Source organism: Dorea sp. ICN-14282 (assembly GCF_037890115.1).
Lineage (GTDB): Bacteria > Bacillota > Clostridia > Lachnospirales > Lachnospiraceae > Dorea_B > Dorea_B phocaeensis.
Map to the genome: position 1 here is coordinate 879262 of NZ_JBBKBH010000001.1, position 19429 is coordinate 898690.

The window sequence follows — 19429 nt, forward strand, 5'->3', positions numbered from 1 at the left end:
ATTACTCGCATTCACGAACTGTTTTTCTAAGTGGCAGGATCATTCCCGGCGCTACAGACAGCTCATCGATTCCCATCTCAAGGAATGTTCCGGTAAGGGACAGGTCTGCTGCAAGTTCTCCGCAGATACCAATCCATTTTCCTTCCCGGTGTGCATTTTCTGCCGCTATGCGGATCATGGACAGTACTGCCGGATGATGAGCGTCGTAAAAAGGTTCCAGCTTCTGGTTCTGTCTGTCAATGGCAAGCGTGTACTGCGTCAGATCATTGGTTCCCACACTGAAGAAATCCACCTCTTTCGCAAGCTCATGGCTCACCATAACAGCTGCCGGTGTCTCAATCATCACGCCGATCTCCACATCCTTACGGAAATCTACGCCCTCTTCTGTCAGTTCTTCCTGAACCACCTGAATCATTTCCTTGATCTTCTTCACTTCATCCACGGAAATGATCATTGGAAACATAATAGCAATCTGCCCATAAGCAGAGGCACGATAAAGCGCGCGAAGCTGTGTCTTAAATATCTCCGGCCTAGTAAGGCAGATACGGATTGCACGATATCCAAGAGCCGGGTTTTCTTCCTTGTCCAAACCAAAATATTCTGCCTGCTTATCGGCTCCGATATCCAGCGTGCGGATGATCACACGTTTCCCTGCCATATTCTCCGCCACCTGCTTATACACCTTGAACTGCTGCTCTTCTGTTGGGAAGGACTCACTCTCCAGATAAAGGAATTCACTCCGGAACAGGCCGATTCCTCCAGCATCATTTTTCAGAACAGCTCCTACATCGGACAAATTCCCGATATTGGCATACACATTCACTTTCTGACCACTCTTTGTCACATTCTCTTTGCCCTTTAACTGCTCTAGAAGTTCCTTTTTCTCCAGATCTTCTCTTTGCTTTTTCTGCATAGCTTCCATCGTTCTTGCATCCGGATCAATATAGATCACTCCGTCCATGCCATCTACAACTGCAAGCTTTCCGTCATATTCCTGCTTCAGATCTTCACCAAGGCCGATCACAGCCGGGATGTTCATCGTCCGCGCAAGAATTGCAGTGTGAGAGTTTGAAGAACCATACATCGTAACAAAGGCAAGAACCTTTTCTTTATCAAGCTGTACCGTTTCACTTGGCACCAGATCATCTGCTGCAACGATCACGGGCTCTTTCATCTCTATTGCTCCGTGATCACTGTTAGATAACACTTTGATCAGGCGTTCAGACACATCCTTCACATCTGCAGTTCTTCCCTGCATATAAGCATCATCCATCGCCGCGAACATCGCAGCAAAATTATCTGCTGTCGTTCCCACTGCATACTCTGCATTGACTTCTTGCGTGGTGATCATATTCACAATAGACTCCACATAATCCAGATCCTCCAGCATCATCTGATGGATTTCGAAGATCATGGCATTTGTCTCACCCACATCATCCATTGCCTTGTCATGTAATTGCTGAAGCTCTGCTGACGCCTGTTCTTTCGCTTTTTCAAAACGCTTTATTTCTGCCTCTGTATCTTCTACATGACTTCTCTTGATCGTAATTTCATTTCTCTTATAGAATGAAATCTTTCCAATTGCGATTCCGCCAAATACACTTTTCCCTGATAATGTAATCATTGCTCTCTTCCCTTCTTACAGGTTTCCTTTGAAGAACTGCTCCATTGCCTCTGAAGCTTTTGCCTCATCTTCTCCTTCTACACAAACGGTAATCTCATCTGCCTTCTTTACACCCAGACCCATAACTGCAAAAATTCTCTTAGCATCTGCGCTCTTGTCACCCTTTTTAATCGTAACATTTGATGCGAACTCATTGGCTTTCTTTACAAGAAGACCTGCCGGTCTTGCGTGGATTCCTTCTGGATCTGTGATTACATACTGAAATTCTTTCATGATTGATTCCTCCATTTTCTTTCTTAATTTTATCTTTCTTCTTGTTATCAACTGATTTATTCTGCAACTTTTTTCTTTAAAACACCTAACAGAACTGTGGAAACGACTGTTCCGATCACAAGGGCAAGCAGATACATCATTGCATTTCCCATCACCGGTACGACGAAGATTCCTCCGTGCGGAGCCATCAGCGTACATCCGAATGCCATGGACAGGGCTCCTGCAAGTCCTGAACCGATAATACATGATGGAAGTACATGAAGCGGATCCGCCGCCGCATATGGGATTGCTCCTTCTGTAATAAATGCAAGTCCCATAATGAAGTTCATCGGTCCTGACTCTCTTTCTTCTTTTGTAAACTTATTCTTAAACAGAAGCGTTGCCAGCGCAATGGCACATGGCGGAACCATACCGCCGATCATAACAGCTGCCATGATATCATAATTACCAGATGCGATCGCTGCTGTACCAAATACATAGGCAGCTTTGTTGAACGGGCCGCCCATATCAATTGCCATCATACCGCCAAGGATCAGTCCTAAGATCAGCTTACTGGAACCTCCCATACTTGTCAAACCATTGTTCAGCGCTGTGTTAATTCCTCCCATGACCGGCTCTACGATAAAGGTCATGCCAAGTCCCATGATCAGAATACCGACAACCGGGTAAATAAGTACCGGAGCGATTTTCTCAATTGCCTGCGGAAGCTTATCGCATACTTTCCGAAGTGCGAGAATTACATATCCTGCTGCAAAACCAGCTACCAGGGCTCCTAAGAAACCGGAGGTTCCACTTGCAGCCATCATACCTCCGACGAAGCCCACTGCCAACGCCGGTCTGTCACCAATCGCCATTGCAATAAAGCCTGCAAGTACCGGAAGCATAAAACCAAATGCTACGCCGCCAATGTTTTTGAACATTGCAGCCACTGGTGTGATTGTACCAAAATTTGCACGTTCTGCAACAGATAAGGAATTGATATCCACCAACATACCGTCAAGAAGGAAGGCAATTGCGATCAAAATACCGCCGCCTACTACGAAAGGAAGCATATGCGATACACCGTTCATCAGCTGTGTATAAATCTTATGACCTACGCTGCCACCGCTCTTTGCGGCCTGTTTCTTCTCTCCGCCGGCGCTGCTTTTGTATACCGGAATATTACCGGAAATGGCAAGCTCTACTAATTCATCTGCCTTATTGATTCCGTCAGACACCTGACGTTCGATCACTTTTTTTCCATCAAAGCGATCCATAGGAACCTGCGCATCCGCTGCAACAATAATGCAGTCCGCCGCTTTAATTTCTTCTTCTGTCAGTACATTTTTTGCTCCGCCGGAACCTCTTGTCTCTACTTTTATAAAGCAGTTTTTGGCTTTCGCCGCTTTTTCAATTCCTTCTGCCGCCATATACGTATGCGCAATTCCGGTCGGGCAGGACGTAACCGCCAGAATTTTTACCTGATCTTCTTTTGCCTCTTCCACATCGGCCAGTCGTTCGTCCACACTCTTCTTCTCTTCATCTGCCTGATCAATGATGGCAAGAAATTGTTCCGGTGACTCTGCCTTTCGAAGATTTTCCGTAAATGTCTCATCCATCAACATCATGGATAACTTACTTAGCACATCCAGATGTACATTATCCTCTGTATTTGGTGCTGCGATCAAGAACAACAATGTTACCAAAGCTCCGTCTAAGGAATCGAAATCTACACCCTCACGGATCACCATTGCGGCAAGTCCCGGACGTTCTACCGCGTCACATTTGCCATGTGGAATCGCAATTCCTTCTCCAATTCCGGTGGTACTTTCTTCCTCTCTTGCATAAACTTGTTTTTTATAAGCCTCCTCATCCTTAATCTTTCCACTTTTTACCATAAGAGCAACTGCCGCATCAATGGCTTCCTGCTTGCTCTTAGGCGCTGTATCCAGTGAGATACTTCTTTCATCCAATAAATCTGTAATTCTCATGCTTCTTTCCCTCCTGCAATTTTTATTACCTGTTCATATACTTGATCAATCTCTTCCTTTACTGCCAGCTGCTCGGAAAATGCACTTGCACTTCCGGCTGCAACACCCATGCAGAACGCATGCCGGTATTCCTTTCTTTCCATCCAGCCTGCCATAAACCCGGCGACCATAGAATCTCCGGCGCCTACTCCATTTTTTAAAACTCCTTTTGGAGCCGGTGCGTCATAAATCTGTCCATCTGCGGCAATCAGAACTGCCCCTTCTCCTGCCATCGAGATCAGCACATTCTCTGCACCCATTTTCTGAAGCTTCTTCCCGTATGGAACAACCGATTCTCTCGTCTTTAATTCCACACCAAAGATCTCGCCTAATTCATGGTTGTTAGGCTTGATCAGAAATGGGTGATACGGAAGCACCTTAAGAAGCAGATCCCGTGTGGCATCCACCGATATCAAAACTCCCTTATCCTTCAGATGCTCCATAATTCTCTGATACGTATCACTGGGCATAGAAGCCGGAATACTTCCAGACAAGAAGAGCACATCTCCTTCTCCCAGTTCCTCCAGTTTTTCCATAAGTTTTGCCATCTTATCTTCACTGATAGACGGTCCCTGACCGTTGATCTCTGTTCCGTCTATGGATTTTAGCTTCACATTGATCCGTGTAAACCCTTCCGGAATCTCAAGAAAGCCACTCTTTACGCCCAGGCTCTCCAACCGTTTTATGACTTCTTCTCCGGTAAACCCTGCCACAAAACCAAGCGCTGTGTTATCAATGCCCAGATTCTTAAGCACAATGGAAACATTGATTCCTTTTCCTCCCGGAAGAAGAAGCTCCGAGCTTGTGCGATTGGTAAGGCCAAGTTTAAAGTCTGCCACAGAGACAATGTAATCCAGTGACGGATTAAACGTAACTGTGTAAATCATTGATTAGACCTCCATTATATTTGCATATTTTCTATAAGTAACATCCTGAAGCTTTGTAGTGATCAGCTGTGCTGACTGGAAATCAGCAAAAGTTACCGATGATATCTGGCTGATCTTGGATGCATCTGCCAATACATAGCACTTCCTGCATTGCTGCATTGCCTTTTCTTTTACAAGAGCTTCCGTAATATCCGGCGTTGTATATCCGGAAACTGCGTCTGCTCCGTTCGTTCCAAAGAAGCCCTTTGTAAAATGATATTTTTTCAGCCCTTCTACCGCCTCAGCTCCGACAATCGCTTCTGTAACCGCCTTCAGCTCTCCGCCGATCAAAAAGACCCGCATTCCTTTCTTCAGCAGCTTCTGCGCATGGCTTACAGCGTTGGTCACATATAGCGCACCCGTCTCTGTAATATAATCAATCATTACATCCACACTGCTTCCTGCATCCAGATATATAAAATCTTCCTCCCGGATCAGACCTGCTGCGTATTTCCCAATCACAGCCTTTTCTTCTTTATTCAGAGTACTTCTCAAAGAAAGATCTGCATCTCTTGTCATTGTTTCTGACTCTGCTGCCGCAGCGCCGCCGTGAACCTTGATCAATGCACCTCTTTGATGCAATGTCGTAAGATCTCGGCGGATCGTGGATTCAGAAGTCTCTAACAAAGCAGTCAGTTCCTGAACGGTAACGGTCTTCTTTTCATTTACAATTTTTAATATTTCCCGAAATCTCTCTTCCGCCAGCATATTCTCCCTCCTTTTTCTCCCTGTTCTCTTTTTATTTTCAGTCATTTTCTTTCAATATCATTCATCTTCAAATCCATAATACAATCATTTTCAGTCATAGTCAACTACTTTCAGTCAAAATACCTTCCAAAATATTTCACTATCTTTTATGCATAATGCATAAAAAAACCATCATGCTTATCTTTCGACTCCATGATGGTTTTTATTCTCAATGAATATGGTTAAATATTATGAAATTTTACTGAATCTCTCGGATCTTCTTGCGAAGTCCCAGTACCTGTCCCGGCGCTACAGACAGTTCGTCAATACCCAAAGAAATAAAGTACTCTGTCATCTCCAGGTCTGCCGCCAGATCTCCGCAGATACTAATCCGCTTATCCTCCAAATGTACGTTGTTTGTAATGATACGGATCATCTTCAAAAGTGCCGGATGATGGGCATCGTAATGTCCCTCCAGTCTTTCATTTAAGCGATCCATTCCTAAAGTAAACTGGCTTAAATCATTCGTTCCGATGCTGAAAAAATCTGCCTCTCTTGCCAGTTCGCCACTGATCATAACCGCTGCCGGCGTCTCAATCATCACACCAACTTGAATATTTTCATTGTAAGAGATCTTCTTCTCTTTTAATTCCTTTTTTGCTTTCTCCAGCTGTCGCTTTGCCTGACGCAGTTCCTCAATCGAAGAAATCATCGGGAACATCACTGCAATATTGCCATACATGGATGCCCGCAGAATCGCCCGCAAGTGAGTGCGGAAAATTTCATCCTTCTCCAGCATGACACGGATTCCCCGATATCCCAAAGCCGGATTGGGATCTCCATTAAGATCTAGGCAATTCACCTGCTTGTCTCCTCCTAAATCTGCTGTTCGGATTACAACCCGTTTCTCCCCCATGGCCTCTGCCGCCAATCGGAACACCTGGAACTGCTGTTCTTCTGTAGGCGGCTTTGTTCCGCTCTCCATATACAGGAATTCACTTCGGAACAGTCCGATTCCTCCGGCGTCACTTCGGATCACATTTTCAATATCCTCTCTGGTACCGATATTGGCGCAGACGTCAATTTTCTGTCCGCTCTGAGTGATATTTTCTTTTCCCTTCAGACGCTCCAGATTTACCGTCTGGGTATGATCGATCTCCTGTCTTTGCTTCATCTTACTGATGGTGGTATAATCCGGTTCAATATAAACCTTTCCTTCAAATCCATCGACAATAATTGTCTTTCCATCGTAATCTTTCTTTAACGCCTCTCCAAGACCGATCACCGATGGAATGCCTTTCGTACGCGCCAGAATTGCTGTATGGGAATTGATCGTTCCGTAACGAGTCACAAATCCCAACACCTGCGTCTTGTCAAGCTGAACCGCCTCACTTGGATATAGTTCTCCCGCTGCTAATATGAAGGGTTCATCGGTCAGCATCTTATCCTTCCAGGTTCTGGAAAGAATCCGAAGCACACGGGTTGCTACGTCTTTGACGTCCACATCCCGCCCCTGCACATAATTTTTTTCCTTCTCGGCTGCAGTGGCAATGAACTCTTCTGTTGCCTTCTGCATCGCATACTCGGCATTTAATTTATGTTCCACGATAATACCGGTAATCTGGTCAATATAGTCTGTATCCTCCAGAATCATCTGCTGCATCTCAAAGATTGCCGCATTGGCATCTCCTACCTCTTTTGCGGCAGTGTCGTAGAGAATCTTAAGCTCCAGCAAAGCCTTTTGTCTTGCCTTCTGAAACCGCATAACTTCCTTCTCTACATCCTTTACATAAATACGGCGGACTTCCTTGGTATCCCGCTTATAAAAATTCAGCTTTCCAATGGCAATCCCTTCGGACACCTTTTTCCCTGTTAATGTAATCATACAAACTTATCCTTTACTCTATTTTTCTCCAAATTTAAAGTCATTTAAACAACTATACTTTACACGCTCCCTATTCGTTCGTCAAGGAAAATGATTACGCAAACAGAGGAGTTGACAGGTACCTTTCTCCGGTATCCGGTAAGATAACAACAATGTGTTTTCCGGCATTTTCCGGACGCTTTGCAAGTGCGATTGCCGCATGAAGCGCTGCTCCTGAAGTAATGCCTGTCAGTACCCCCTGCTTTCTTGCCAGCAGTCGGGCAGCCTCATATGCTTCTTCCTCTTTTACCTTGAAGACCTCATCATAGATTTGTGTATCTAAAATTTCCGGAACAAAACCTGCCCCGATTCCCTGAAGTCCATGAGGCCCTTTCTCTCCGCCTGAGAGAACCGGAGAACCTTCCGGCTCCACAGCCACCACCTGAACCTTCGGATTCTTCTCTTTTAAGAAGCGTCCCGTTCCCGTCACGGTTCCTCCCGTTCCTGCTCCTGCCACAAAGATATCCACCGCTCCCTCTAGGTCTTCCCAGATTTCCGGTCCTGTCGTCTCGTAATGTGCCTTTGGATTAGCCGGATTTACGAATTGACCCAGCACCATTGCATTTTCCATCTCACGCGCCAGTTCTTCCGCTTTCCGAATGGCGCCGTCCATACCTGCCTTGCCATCCGTCAAAACAATCTCTGCTCCATATCCTTGCAGCAGCTTTCTTCTTTCTATACTCATAGTCTCCGGCATGGTAAAAATTGCCCGGTATCCTCTGGCGGCCGCAATAGAAGCAAGCCCGATTCCGGTATTTCCACTGGTCGGCTCAATAATCGTTGCCCCCGGCGCCAGAAGTCCTTTTTCTTCCGCGTCCCGAATCATAGATAATGCCACTCTGTCTTTGACACTTCCCGCCGGATTGAATAATTCCAGTTTCACATAAATTCTGGCAGCAAGTCCCAGTTCCTTCTCAATTCCTTCCACCTCCATAAGTGGTGTCTTTCCAATCAATTCCTCTACACTGTGATAAATATTTCCCATCTTTGTTTCCTCCTGTTTCTATTTTCCTGCTCGTTTTGCTGCATTGCTCCTTCAATCATGGATGAATCCTTTCATCGACTTTTCCCCTCGTGTTTTTATTATATTACGATTCCCCATGTTTTCAATATATGTCCGCAAATTCCTAATCCGTTTTTTAAATATTTTTCTTTATTATACGTAAAAATGTACTAATAAAATCTTTGTGAAATATAGAAAAAAGAATGTCGAATGCATTGACTTTTTTATTAACATGTGCTAATCTGACGAAGTATAATCTATAAATTTATTTTATAGATTGTCTCACTTATATTATCTAATTTTTATGGAGGTATCATAATGAAAGGTACAGTAAAATGGTTTAACAACCAAAAAGGCTACGGTTTCATCTCTGATGAAGCAGGCAACGATGTATTCGTACACTACTCTGGTCTGAACATGGAAGGCTTCAAGTCTCTGGAAGAAGGGCAGGAAGTAGAATACGATGTAACTGAAGGCGCTAAGGGACCTCAGGCAGTCAACGTAACAAAACTTTAATCCCAGCACTAATCGGAATTTAGATGTACCTTTTATATATTATAAACTGAAGTTTGATTTTGATATTTAAAAGTAATACACGAAATGAGATTATGAAAAGACCAGGCAGCTATTTTGCTTCCTGGTCTTTTCATTTCCCGATCAATACTTTTTATGATCTTGACCTTTATCCTTTGCTTTTATTTAGGCTTCCGAATCCTGTACCCGCTTTTTCGTAATATTCAAAACCACGTTGACACCGAGTGGATTCACCGCCGTACCGTTCATCTCATCCGTCAGCATCTCCGGAATTTTAATGCTGTCCACTGCAAATGGGCGGAACTTTCCTTCTCGGTTGAATTTATGGAATTCTTCGATATCCGTAAATACCGGAAGGAATAACTTCCCTTCCTTATTCTTTACAGCGCCAAGTCCCTTCTCCTGATCTACAGCTACCAAAAATCTTCCTTTTTGGAATGCGGCCATCATCTCTTCATTCCATTCCTTCATCTCATCTGTCATGCCTGCAGATGGATTCCTACGAAGCTCCTGCATAAGATAAAGCGCAGTCAGGTGCATCTGGGGATTTTCTACCCGTTCTTTTCCCTCTTCTAATTCCTGATTTGATGTTCTCTTAATCAGATCACTAAGCTGTACGGAAAACTCCTGTTCTGTCCCACGGCCTGCCAGAAGGCAGTTTACGCCAATTGGGTACAAACTGGTATAAAAGTTCAGGCGATGCTCTTTTTCAATCTTTACAATCTGAACCGCATAATGCTCTTTCATAAGTTTTTCTGCTTCCCGTCTGGCATCCTCCTCGGAAAAAAACAGCAGCACTTCATCATCATAGGTTTCCGGATCGCAGAATACCTGCGGCATCTTGGTATACATAGACATCAGCGCATACAGCTCTGGCGCATCCTTTAACATCATCAGCTGTCTCAAAAATTCCTGCTTTGTTACTTCTCTCTCACTCATCTTGTCCTCTTTTCCGGCTCTTTTTCTCTATCGAAAAAAAAGCCTCGTATGCTTCTTACTAGCATACCACAATCCACCTGTAAATTACAAGTCATCTATCAGGGCACTGCTCTTTGCATAAGCCGTGCTTTTCGCCTCAAAGAAATCCGTCTTAATCATATTGGCATTGGAAAACTGACTCACCCATGCCATACTGTCCGGCTCTTTTTCATGTCCTTCATAGATTGGAGCAAATCCAAGTCCCATACAGCGCAGATTTCCCAAGTACTGAATATAATCTGTCACCATCTCCTGATTCAGCCCCTTAATCTCATCTCCAATCACATAATGTCCCCATCGGATTTCCTGCTCGCAGCCCTCCCGGATCATAGAGCGATAAACTTCCACCTTTTCCTCTGTGAAAAGTTCCGGCTCCTCCTTTTTTAATTCCATCAGAATATTCCGAAACAGCCACAGATGTGTATTCTCATCCCGGTTAATATAGCGAATCTCCTGCACTGAGCCGGGCATCTGATGATTTCGTCCCAGGTTATAAAAAAACATAAATCCGCTGTAAAAATAAATGCCTTCCAGAATATAGTTGGCAATCAGGGTGCGCACCAGCGCTTCCCCACTTTGCTCCTCTTGAAACTCATTATAAAGATTACCGATAAATTCATTTCTGGCAAGCAGATGTTCATCTTCCTTCCATTGGTACAACACCGTGTTACGCTCCTGCGGCTCACAAATCGTATCTAACATGTAACTGTAGCTCTGACTGTGCACCGCTTCCTGAAACGCCTGAATAGACAGGCACAAATTAATTTCATTGGCTGTCACATATGCCCCGATATTCGGAAGATTCGCCGTCTGGATACTGTCCAGGAAAATTAAAAACGATAATATCTTATCGTAGGCTCTTCGTTCCGCTTTTGGAAGTTTCCGGTAATCCTTCACATCCACTCCCAGATTGATTTCTTCCGGTACCCAAAAATTATTCATCGCCTGCCGGTACCAATCGCTGACCCATTCATATTTCATATGGTTAAAATCATTCAAATTTGTAGAATTTCCGCCGATCATCCGGCGCTTATGTACCTCTGTATCTCCCAGTGGATTAAACAATGGTTTCTTCGTTAACTTGGACATTCTCTTCCTCCTGTTTGCTAAGTTCATTAGGATGAACACACTTCACATTCTTCAACCTCCAGACTTCTGGATCTGATATAATAAATCGTCTTCACACCTTCTTCCCATGCGAGAAGATAAAGATTCAACACCTTACGGAACGTGTACTCATTGGTAATATAAAGATTCATACTCTGTGCCTGATCGATATGACGCTGTCTTACTCCACAGGCGCGCACCGACCAGGTCTGATCAATATGATGCGCATTTTTATAATACCAATAGGTATCCATAGACAGATCCGGTGCCACTCGCGGCATCAGGCCATTCTTTTTTTCCTCCAGGAAATAACGGTTCATCACCGGATCCAGTCCAGCGGTCGTTCCTGCAATAATACTGGTACTGCTGGTCGGCGCTACTGCCATAAGATAGCCATTCCGAAGCCCATATTCTGCCACTTCCTCCTGAAGCTTTCTCCATGCATCGTCCGTTAACCCCCGTTCTCTAAAATAATCCCCTGTCTGCCAGGTACTTCCCTCGAAATACGCATAGCTTCCTTTTTCCTTCGCGATCTTGCAGCTTGCCTTTACCGCAGCATAATGAATCTTCGAAAAAACACGTTCTGCGAATGCAAGATGCTCTTCACTTTCCCAAGCGATTCCCCTTTTGGCCAGCATATGATGATATCCGCTGACTCCAAGTCCCACCGGCCGGTACTTTTCATTGTTGATCTTCGCATATGGAACCGGGAAAAAGTTCAGATCAATGACATTATCAAGCGCACGCACCACACTTTCCGTCACTTCTAGAACTTCTGCATCATCTTCCAGATTAAGCCTTCCCAAAGACAGACTTGCAAGATTGCAGACCACGAACTCTCCCGGCTTTGTAACCGTTACCACAACCGTCTCGCCGTCCACCGTTTCGATCCGCTGCTCCACCTGATCAATGGCACTCATGTTCTGTGCAATTTCTGTACAGAGATTACTACAGTAAATCATTCCCTTATGTCGATTTGGATTTGCTCGATTGACTAGATCCCGATTAAATGTAAACGGGGTTCCTGTCTCCACTGCGCTTCGAATAATCATACGAATCACATCCTTGATCGGAATCACCCGCTTCTGAATCCGTTTATCCTGCACGCAGTCTAAGTATTTCTCCGTCCATTCTTCTCCAAAGCAGTCTTCTAATGCATATCCTTTTACCGTCAGGATCTCATGTGGACACATCAGATACCATTCCCCTTCAATATGATCCCTGGCCTGCTGCCAGAAGTAATCAGGATAACAGACGGCCGGAAATACATCGTGAGCTTTCATACGCTCATCTCCATTATTGGTACGCAGATTCAAGAATTCCGGAAGATCCCGATGCCAGACATCCAGATAAACAGCAACTGCTCCCTGGCGCACCCCCAGCTGATCCACTGCCACTGCGGTATCGTTCGCCAGTCTGATCCACCTGATCACACCGCCTGCGGCGCCTTCAAATCCCCGAATCGCACTGCCGCTTGCCCGCACTTTTCCAAAATACATTCCCATGCCGCCACCAAATTTACTTACTTTGGCAAAATTATCGATACTCCGGTAAATCCCATCCAGGCTGTCCGGCACCGTGTCAATAAAACAAGATGAAAGCTGATGGTAAGGTTTTCTTGCATTGGATAAAGTCGGGGTTGCCATCGTCACCTTCAGTTCGCTTAACATATCATAGAAACGCCGAACCCACCGTTCTCGTTCAACCTTCTCCTTCATAGCAAGATGCATGGCAATGCCCAAAAACATTTCCTGGGGTGATTCCATCGGCACTCCTTTTCCGGTACGAATCACATATCTTCCAAGTAAAAGGGAGAGTCCAGAATAGTTAAACAGATCATTCCGACTCTCATCCAAAAATTCCGACAACCGTTTCACTTCTTCCTCGCTGTAGGCTTCAAGAATATACGCCCCATAAAGCCCCTGCTCTGTCAGATACTTAAGGTTCTCATAAAAGCTGTGAATCTGACACTTCTTCCTGTTTTCTTCAAGCTCCCGATTAAATTCCAGCATCAGAAGCCTGGCTGCAATCATTTCCCATTTGGGCGCCTCCTGCGTCGTCAGCTCCACCGCTGCCCGGATCAACATGGAAAATCTCTCTTTCTGTTCCATTCCCGGCTTTACAAAAGTCTGATACTTTTTATACAGATGCTCCAGTGCGTACTCTTCCTGCGGATATTCTTTCTGAATTTTCCTAAGCGTCTGCGTCAATTCTTCCATCTCTTCAAACGTTTCTATCCTAATTTTTTCTTCTATCTTACTAATCTCCATTCAAATGCTCCTCCATTTATCTACGTTTTCCCATTATACCCTCACTTCTCTTCGAATTCAAGATTCATTCTCATAATTTCAAGGTGCTGTACATAGAATAAAGCAATCATCCTTTCAGGAGTTCTTATGCTGCGTGAAAAACTATCCTTTCGACTCTTCTGTAAACTTGGTTCTGTTCTTCTCTTGTTCACCTGCTGTTTCCTTGCAGGGCAGTATGCGGGCAAATATACAAAAGAAAAGGCGGAAGAAACTACTTCTTCCGCCTTTTCCGGCTCTGGGACTGCCCCTGCTTCCGAAAACTGGGGCTTAAGCTTTCCTAAGGAAGGAGCGTCTCCTCAGGCAAATGCCACCCCCGAAGAGCTTTCTGCTTCCTGGGCCTATTACATTGGGAATCCGAAAGAAAAGGTCCTCTACCTTACTTTCGACTGTGGATTTGAAAACGGCAATACACCTGCCATCCTCAAAGCGTTAAAAAAGCACCACGCTCCAGCCACCTTTTTCGTCGTCGGAAACTTTCTAGAAACCAGCCCCGATCTCATCCGACAGATGCGAAAAGACGGTCATATCGTTGGCAACCATACCTTCCATCACCCGGATATGTCAAAAATTTCCACCAAAGAAGCATTTGCCAAAGAGCTCTCTGATGTAGAAAAGCTCTATCAAGAAATCACCGGGGAAGAGATGACCCGCTTTTACCGTCCGCCCCAGGGAATCTATAGTCCTGGGAATCTTCAAATGGCAAAGGAGCTTGGCTATCGCACCTTCTTCTGGAGCCTTGCCTATGTGGACTGGTACGAAGACAATCAGCCAACGAAAGAGGAAGCCTTCGCCAAGCTCTTACCCCGCGTCCATCCAGGTGCTGTCGTGCTGCTTCACAACACGTCTGACACCAATGCGGAAATTCTCGATGAACTACTTGGCAAATGGGAAGATATGGGATATTCTTTCCGCTCCCTTGAAGATCTGATCAAAGAATAACAGAACTTTTATTCTACCGTCACAGACTTTGCCAGATTCCTTGGTTTATCCACATCACATCCGCGTCCAACAGCGATATAGTAGGCAAACAGCTGAAGCGGAATAATAGCCAGGGAGTTGGCAAAGTAATGATTGGTTTCCGGAATATAGATCACATAATCTGCCGCACGTTCTACTTCCGTATTCCCCTCGCAGGTCACCGCCATCACAAATGCCCCACGGGTCCGCACCTCTTCCATATTGCTGATCATTTTCTTATAAAGTTCCTTCTGCGTCAGAACTGCCGCCACAAGTGTTCCTTCTTCCACCAGTGAAATCGTACCATGCTTTAATTCTCCTGCCGCATATGCTTCGGAATGAATATAAGAAATCTCCTTTAATTTCAGGGAGCCTTCCATAGAAATCGCATGGTCAATACCGCGTCCAATAAAGAACACATCTTTCGCTGCCAGATATCGGTTGGCAAATTTCTGAATATTTTCCTTGTTATTTAAAAGCATTTCCACCTGTGCCGGAAGGGCTTTCAAGTCCTCCAGCATAGACGCTGTCTCTTCCTCACTCAATCGTCCTTTTACCTGCGCAAATTTCATAGCAAGAAGATACATAGAAATCAGCTGCGCAGAATAGGCCTTCGTCGTTGCAACGGCAATCTCCGGTCCTGCCCAAGTGTACATTACATTATCCGCTTCTCTTGCGATCGAGCTTCCTACAACATTAACAATTCCCAGCACCCTTGCCCCTCTCTTTTTCGACTCTCTTAAAGCCGCCAGGGTATCCGCCGTCTCTCCGGACTGACTGACAACAATCACCAGCGTATGCTCATCCAGAATCGGATTACGGTACCGGAATTCCGATGCCATATCCACTTCTACCGGAATCCGTGCCAGTCCCTCCAGAATATACTTGCCGCTATATCCTACATGCGATGCAGATCCGCATGCTACAATCATAATCTTCTGAATATCTCGAATCTCTTCTTCTGACATTCCCAGTTCTTCGATCACAATCCTGCCATCCTTAATCCGTGGTGAAAATGTATCCGCAATTGCTTTTGGCTGTTCATACATCTCTTTCAGCATGAAATGCTCATATCCGCCTTTCTCTGCTGCATTTACATCCCACTCAATCCAGGTAGACTCCTTTTCCACCGGTTCTTCATCTACCGTAAAGAATTCCATAGAGTCAGCCGTCATCCGTACAATTTCTTCATTCTCAATAAAGTATACATTCCTGGTATATTTCAGTACAGCCGGAACATCAGATGCCAGAATACTTCCTCCGTCCGTATGCCCTACGATCAGCGGACTGTCTTTTCGTACCGCATAAAGCTCCTCCGGATGATCCTGAAAGATAATTCCTAATGCATAAGACCCTTCCATCCGATGCATAATCTTCGTCACTGCCTGCAATGGATTCCCATCGTAATAATAATCCAACAGGTGAGCTATCACTTCCGTATCCGTCTCAGACACGAACTCATAGCCCTTCTTTTCCAGCTTCTTCTTTAACTTCAAGTAATTCTCAATGATTCCATTATGCACAACCGCAATATTCTTCGCTTTATTAAAATGAGGATGTGCATTGATATCAGAAGGTGATCCATGGGTCGCCCATCTGGTATGACCGATTCCCAGCATTCCCGGAAGCGTCTCACCAGCATGTGTCAACTCATTTAACACTTTCAGTCGTCCTCTTGATTTGACCATCTCTATCGTCTCACCATTGTATATCGCCATACCTGCTGAATCATATCCTCGATACTCCAATTTTGATAATCCATCCAAAAGGATCGGCGCCGCCTGTTGATTTCCAATATATCCCACAATTCCACACATAAGTCTGCTCCTTCTTGCTTTTGCTTGTTTTTGAGTTTCTTATTTGTACAAAAAGCTATTTTTTTTGCACTATGCGGTTTATTGTAGCAAATCTCATTCTATCTGTAAAGTAAGATTTTAAAAAGCACTGCCTTTTCAAAGCAAAAACTCACAAAAAAAGAAGGGTACACTTTTGCACCCTCCCTATGTCTTATCGCTTAATCGATATCGATGAAATCCACCTTAAAGGTATCATCCTCTTCCATATGACCACGTTTCTTGTTCGGCTGACTGCTGAGCAAATCATCCAGATCATCAATCAGATCTTCCGGCTCATCGTCATAATCATATCCTTCCGCCTCATAATCATCATAGTCATCAAAATCATCTTCGTAATCGTCAAACTCTTCATCATAGTCGTCGAAAGCTTCAAAGTCATCTTCACCGTCCAAAGAAATGCTCGTCGTCTCCACCGGTGTACGAACCGCCGGTTTATCCTTTGCGCCGCCAGCTTTCTTGTCTGCACGTCCCTGATTTGGAGCCTGTGTTTCCTCTTCTTCCAGATCAATTCCATACTCATCATACAGATCATCCAGTTCCAAGTTCCGATGACGAAGCTTCACTGCAACCACAATCAGAACAATAACCAGTACCAGAAGGACGATTCCAGCCAGAATGACTACAATATCCAAAAAGTCCTCAACAAATCCAAGAACCTTTCCCCAAATTCCCTTCGGAGATGATGTGTCTTCCTCCGCAGTTTTTGCCGATGCTGCAGCCTTATTGTATCTCTGATAGGTTTTATCTACCGTATCATACTGATACAATGCTTTTTTACCATCTGCATTCAATGCGTAGACCATATAGTAATCTGCATTTTCTGTATTCTGCCATGCAGTAAATTCTTTTCCATTCAGCGTCAGCGTTGTCTCCTGATACTCTTTTGGCACCTTCACACTGCCGTCATCCCGCAGCATAATCAGGTAACGCCCTTGAGCAATCTCCACCTCTTCAAATGGTGCAAATGTACCCTTGTCACTATTATACATGAAGAAATCCGCATCTCCGCCTGCTGCCGGTGCAAGATACATCGCAGACTCTCCGCTGGCTTCCTGCGTAATCACTTCACAGGTCGTTCCTTCAAAAGTAACCTCACCTCTCACAAATCCTTCCGGAATCAATGCATCGGAAAAACCACCTGAAATGGTATAAGAAACTCCGTCTACCTCCACCTGCGGACCTTCTCCTGAAGCTGCCGGTGTCTCGCCCTCTGCCGGTTCCTCTGCAATCAAAGACGGATCCCCAGGGCCAATAGTAACTGCTGAACTTCCCTTGGTAATCTGCATTGCAGTCGGGGAAGTATCCGTACCTTTCACATTAGAAACCTCAATCTTGGTTGTTCCTTCTGCCAAAGCCTGGAATTTCAATACAAACTCCATAGAACTTCCACTGCCGTTTCCAGTTAATGTAATCGTTCCATCTCCGCCAGTTGCTTGATCTCCACTCTGAAACTTCAGCATACTGGAATCATAGGTCAACGTTGCTTCAAATGACTGTACATTCGCCTGCGCCGACAGTTTTGCAGTCACTTCAATTTCCGCTCCAACCGTAGTGGAAGGATCTGTAAACCGAAGCTCTGCCGGTGCGGCATATGCCACCATAGAAAGCGCCGGACATAACATACACGCCATGACCAATGCTGCCAATACTTTCTTCATTCTCTTCATGTATCTTACCTCTTTTTCTATACTCCGAAACTCTTCTTGTCTCTGTCTTTTTTACTAAACGGTGCCACTGCCAGTGCCGCCCGTGCTGCCTCCATCGGTTCCGCCCGTACCGCCGCCGGTTCCCGTATCACCACCAGTGCCGCCCGTATTTCCGCCGGGGCCTCCTGTATCACCGCCAGTACCGCCTGAACCTCCTGTGTTGCCTCCTGGGCCGCTTGGTCCTCCGCCGGTTCCTCCGGTATTTCCACCAGTGCCGCCAGTGGTTCCACCTGTATTTCCACCGTTATTTCCCGTCGTTGTGTTTCCTGTTTGGCCACCGCCGGAATTTCCAGTACCGCCAGTTCCTCTCTCGCTGTCCTGTGGCTGCTGCATAACGCCCTGCGTTTTCTCGTCAACATCCGCTTCCCTGTCTCCGGCTTTCGACACAATCTTACTGCTGATTGACGTCACCGTAGAGGACGGTGTATATCCTTCTGTATCCCCATAGAAGAATTCGTGAAGCTTCTTTACGTTATCTTCCAAAGTCACCGGTATTACCACGCTTCCGATATTAGACAACGTATCTGTGGACTTATCAAACGGGAATCCTACGGTTTCCCCTAATTGATAATCAAATGCATCCTTGGCATACTCCAAAATCTCTGCCAATGTAAAGTTGGTAGATACTTCCGGAAATACCTTGTCAATGATCTTATTAATCTGAGAAAGGCTTGCATTCTGCAGTTTCCCGACAATCTTGGTAAGCACGTCTCTTTGCCGCTCCGCACGCTTAAAATCGTCACCTGCTGTATAACGAATTCTTGAATAAGCAGTTGCCTGCACACCGTTTAACGTCTGCAGTCCCGGCTCTGTCACTCCAGGCGATACTCTGCCGGTTACATCCATAATCTCCATTGCATATCCGCAGATATAGGAAATTTCTTCTTCCTGTACATCAATTTCTACACCGCCGACCGCATCAATCACATCGATCAGGGCATCAAAATTCACCGTCACATAATGCTCGATATCCATATCCAGATTCCGGTTCAGCATAGCAATCGCATCTTCCGGACCGCCAAATGCATAGGCTGCATTCGCTTTATTCAAGGTTCCGTCTTTCTGTTCCAGCATCGTATCACGGTAAACAGAGGAAATCTTAACCTCCAAAGTCTCCCGATTCAGACTTGCGATCATAATGGTATCGCTTCTGGTATCTTCCTCCATATCGCCTTCCCTGGAATCCACGCCAAACAATGCGACGTTCAAATAACCTGTCCCGCGCTCTCTCGCCTCTTCCGACACACTTAGCTCCTCGGGATCCAGCTTTACTGTCTCTATCTTTGATAATTTACTTGCCAGAATCACTGCGCCCGCTGTCGCCACCAGCGCAACCGTTCCTCCAAGAATGGCTCCAATCTTCTTTCCTAATGACCAGGAAGCAAATCCTCTTCTCCTTGATCTGCGCCCCCGCCGATAGTGCCTTCTTTTCTTTGCCATTATCTTATATCCTTTCTTCACACCGTACTTCTGGTAACACCTCTCCCTATATTACCCCATTTTCCGACAAACTTCAATTAAAAATAGAGATTTTTC

Annotated in this window: 15 protein-coding genes; 2 read left to right on the forward strand and 13 right to left on the reverse strand. The window is 45.2% G+C overall.

Features of this window, described 5'->3' with window-relative positions:
* Position 1: 1 nt before the first annotated feature.
* The 7 genes from ptsP (WKT00_RS04190) to cysK form a co-directional block, all read right to left on the reverse strand.
* Complete coding sequence (gene ptsP / locus WKT00_RS04190; protein WP_101695459.1) at positions 2–1624, reverse strand: phosphoenolpyruvate--protein phosphotransferase; 1623 nt, start codon at positions 1622–1624, stop codon at positions 2–4.
* A gap of 15 nt (positions 1625–1639) precedes the next feature.
* Positions 1640–1897, reverse strand: a complete 258-nt coding sequence (locus WKT00_RS04195) for an HPr family phosphocarrier protein (protein ID WP_101695460.1) — start codon at positions 1895–1897, stop codon at positions 1640–1642.
* A 56-nt stretch (positions 1898–1953) separates the two neighbouring features.
* Positions 1954–3867, reverse strand: a complete 1914-nt coding sequence (locus WKT00_RS04200) for a PTS fructose transporter subunit IIABC (protein ID WP_101695461.1) — start codon at positions 3865–3867, stop codon at positions 1954–1956.
* The gene (gene pfkB, locus WKT00_RS04205; protein WP_101695462.1) at positions 3864–4793 is read right to left on the reverse strand and encodes a 1-phosphofructokinase; all 930 of its coding nucleotides are present in this window, start codon (positions 4791–4793) and stop codon (positions 3864–3866) included. The genes WKT00_RS04200 and pfkB overlap by 4 nt, the downstream gene beginning before the upstream one ends.
* Positions 4794–4796: 3 nt before the next feature.
* Complete coding sequence (locus WKT00_RS04210; RefSeq protein WP_101695463.1) at positions 4797–5540, reverse strand: DeoR/GlpR family DNA-binding transcription regulator; 744 nt, start codon at positions 5538–5540, stop codon at positions 4797–4799.
* Positions 5541–5778: 238 nt separating this feature from the next.
* Positions 5779–7404 (reverse strand): phosphoenolpyruvate--protein phosphotransferase, encoded by a 1626-nt coding sequence (gene ptsP, locus WKT00_RS04215; protein ID WP_101695464.1) that lies wholly within the window; start codon positions 7402–7404, stop codon positions 5779–5781.
* 94 nt (positions 7405–7498) lie between these two features.
* Positions 7499–8428, reverse strand: coding sequence for a cysteine synthase A (gene cysK, locus WKT00_RS04220; protein ID WP_101695465.1), 930 nt, complete (start codon positions 8426–8428; stop codon positions 7499–7501).
* A 336-nt stretch (positions 8429–8764) separates the two neighbouring features.
* Between cysK and WKT00_RS04225 the strand changes: the two genes are divergently transcribed.
* The gene (locus WKT00_RS04225) at positions 8765–8962 is read left to right on the forward strand and encodes a cold shock domain-containing protein (RefSeq protein ID WP_101695466.1); all 198 of its coding nucleotides are present in this window, start codon (positions 8765–8767) and stop codon (positions 8960–8962) included.
* Positions 8963–9145: 183 nt separating this feature from the next.
* On the opposite strand, the gene WKT00_RS04230 is transcribed toward WKT00_RS04225, so the two are convergent.
* From WKT00_RS04230 to WKT00_RS04240, 3 genes are all read right to left on the reverse strand, one after another.
* On the reverse strand, positions 9146–9919 hold the full coding sequence (locus WKT00_RS04230; protein WP_101695467.1) for an SseB family protein: 774 nt from the start codon (positions 9917–9919) through the stop codon (positions 9146–9148).
* Between the two features lie 84 nt (positions 9920–10003).
* Positions 10004–11047, reverse strand: coding sequence for a ribonucleotide-diphosphate reductase subunit beta (locus tag WKT00_RS04235; RefSeq protein ID WP_101695468.1), 1044 nt, complete (start codon positions 11045–11047; stop codon positions 10004–10006).
* Positions 11048–11073: 26 nt separating this feature from the next.
* Positions 11074–13335 carry a ribonucleoside-diphosphate reductase subunit alpha gene (locus tag WKT00_RS04240; protein WP_340261182.1) on the reverse strand — a complete coding sequence of 754 codons (2262 nt, stop codon included), beginning with the start codon at positions 13333–13335 and terminating at the stop codon, positions 11074–11076.
* A gap of 126 nt (positions 13336–13461) precedes the next feature.
* Between WKT00_RS04240 and WKT00_RS04245 the strand changes: the two genes are divergently transcribed.
* A complete protein-coding gene (locus WKT00_RS04245; RefSeq protein WP_101695470.1) occupies positions 13462–14313 on the forward strand; it encodes a polysaccharide deacetylase family protein in 852 nt (283 codons plus the stop codon).
* An 8-nt stretch (positions 14314–14321) separates the two neighbouring features.
* Here the strand turns inward: WKT00_RS04245 and glmS are convergent, their stop codons facing one another.
* The 3 genes from glmS to WKT00_RS04260 form a co-directional block, all read right to left on the reverse strand.
* Positions 14322–16148, reverse strand: coding sequence for a glutamine--fructose-6-phosphate transaminase (isomerizing) (gene glmS, locus WKT00_RS04250; RefSeq protein WP_340261185.1), 1827 nt, complete (start codon positions 16146–16148; stop codon positions 14322–14324).
* Between the two features lie 197 nt (positions 16149–16345).
* On the reverse strand, positions 16346–17854 hold the full coding sequence (locus WKT00_RS04255) for a cohesin domain-containing protein (RefSeq protein ID WP_340261187.1): 1509 nt from the start codon (positions 17852–17854) through the stop codon (positions 16346–16348).
* A 54-nt stretch (positions 17855–17908) separates the two neighbouring features.
* Positions 17909–19333, reverse strand: a complete 1425-nt coding sequence (locus WKT00_RS04260; RefSeq protein ID WP_340261189.1) for an LCP family protein — start codon at positions 19331–19333, stop codon at positions 17909–17911.
* Positions 19334–19429 lie beyond the last annotated feature (96 nt).

Coding starts and splice junctions, on each gene's coding strand:
- ptsP (WP_101695459.1), bottom strand. CDS start 1,624: ATGATTACATTATCAGGGAAAAGTGTATTTGGCGGAATCGCAATTGGA.
- WKT00_RS04195 (WP_101695460.1), bottom strand. CDS start 1,897: ATGAAAGAATTTCAGTATGTAATCACAGATCCAGAAGGAATCCACGCA.
- WKT00_RS04200 (WP_101695461.1), bottom strand. CDS start 3,867: ATGAGAATTACAGATTTATTGGATGAAAGAAGTATCTCACTGGATACA.
- pfkB (WP_101695462.1), bottom strand. CDS start 4,793: ATGATTTACACAGTTACGTTTAATCCGTCACTGGATTACATTGTCTCT.
- WKT00_RS04210 (WP_101695463.1), bottom strand. CDS start 5,540: ATGCTGGCGGAAGAGAGATTTCGGGAAATATTAAAAATTGTAAATGAA.
- ptsP (WP_101695464.1), bottom strand. CDS start 7,404: ATGATTACATTAACAGGGAAAAAGGTGTCCGAAGGGATTGCCATTGGA.
- cysK (WP_101695465.1), bottom strand. CDS start 8,428: ATGGGAAATATTTATCACAGTGTAGAGGAATTGATTGGAAAGACACCA.
- WKT00_RS04225 (WP_101695466.1), top strand. CDS start 8,765: ATGAAAGGTACAGTAAAATGGTTTAACAACCAAAAAGGCTACGGTTTC.
- WKT00_RS04230 (WP_101695467.1), bottom strand. CDS start 9,919: ATGAGTGAGAGAGAAGTAACAAAGCAGGAATTTTTGAGACAGCTGATG.
- WKT00_RS04235 (WP_101695468.1), bottom strand. CDS start 11,047: ATGTCCAAGTTAACGAAGAAACCATTGTTTAATCCACTGGGAGATACA.
- WKT00_RS04240 (WP_340261182.1), bottom strand. CDS start 13,335: ATGGAGATTAGTAAGATAGAAGAAAAAATTAGGATAGAAACGTTTGAA.
- WKT00_RS04245 (WP_101695470.1), top strand. CDS start 13,462: ATGCTGCGTGAAAAACTATCCTTTCGACTCTTCTGTAAACTTGGTTCT.
- glmS (WP_340261185.1), bottom strand. CDS start 16,148: ATGTGTGGAATTGTGGGATATATTGGAAATCAACAGGCGGCGCCGATC.
- WKT00_RS04255 (WP_340261187.1), bottom strand. CDS start 17,854: ATGAAGAGAATGAAGAAAGTATTGGCAGCATTGGTCATGGCGTGTATG.
- WKT00_RS04260 (WP_340261189.1), bottom strand. CDS start 19,333: ATGGCAAAGAAAAGAAGGCACTATCGGCGGGGGCGCAGATCAAGGAGA.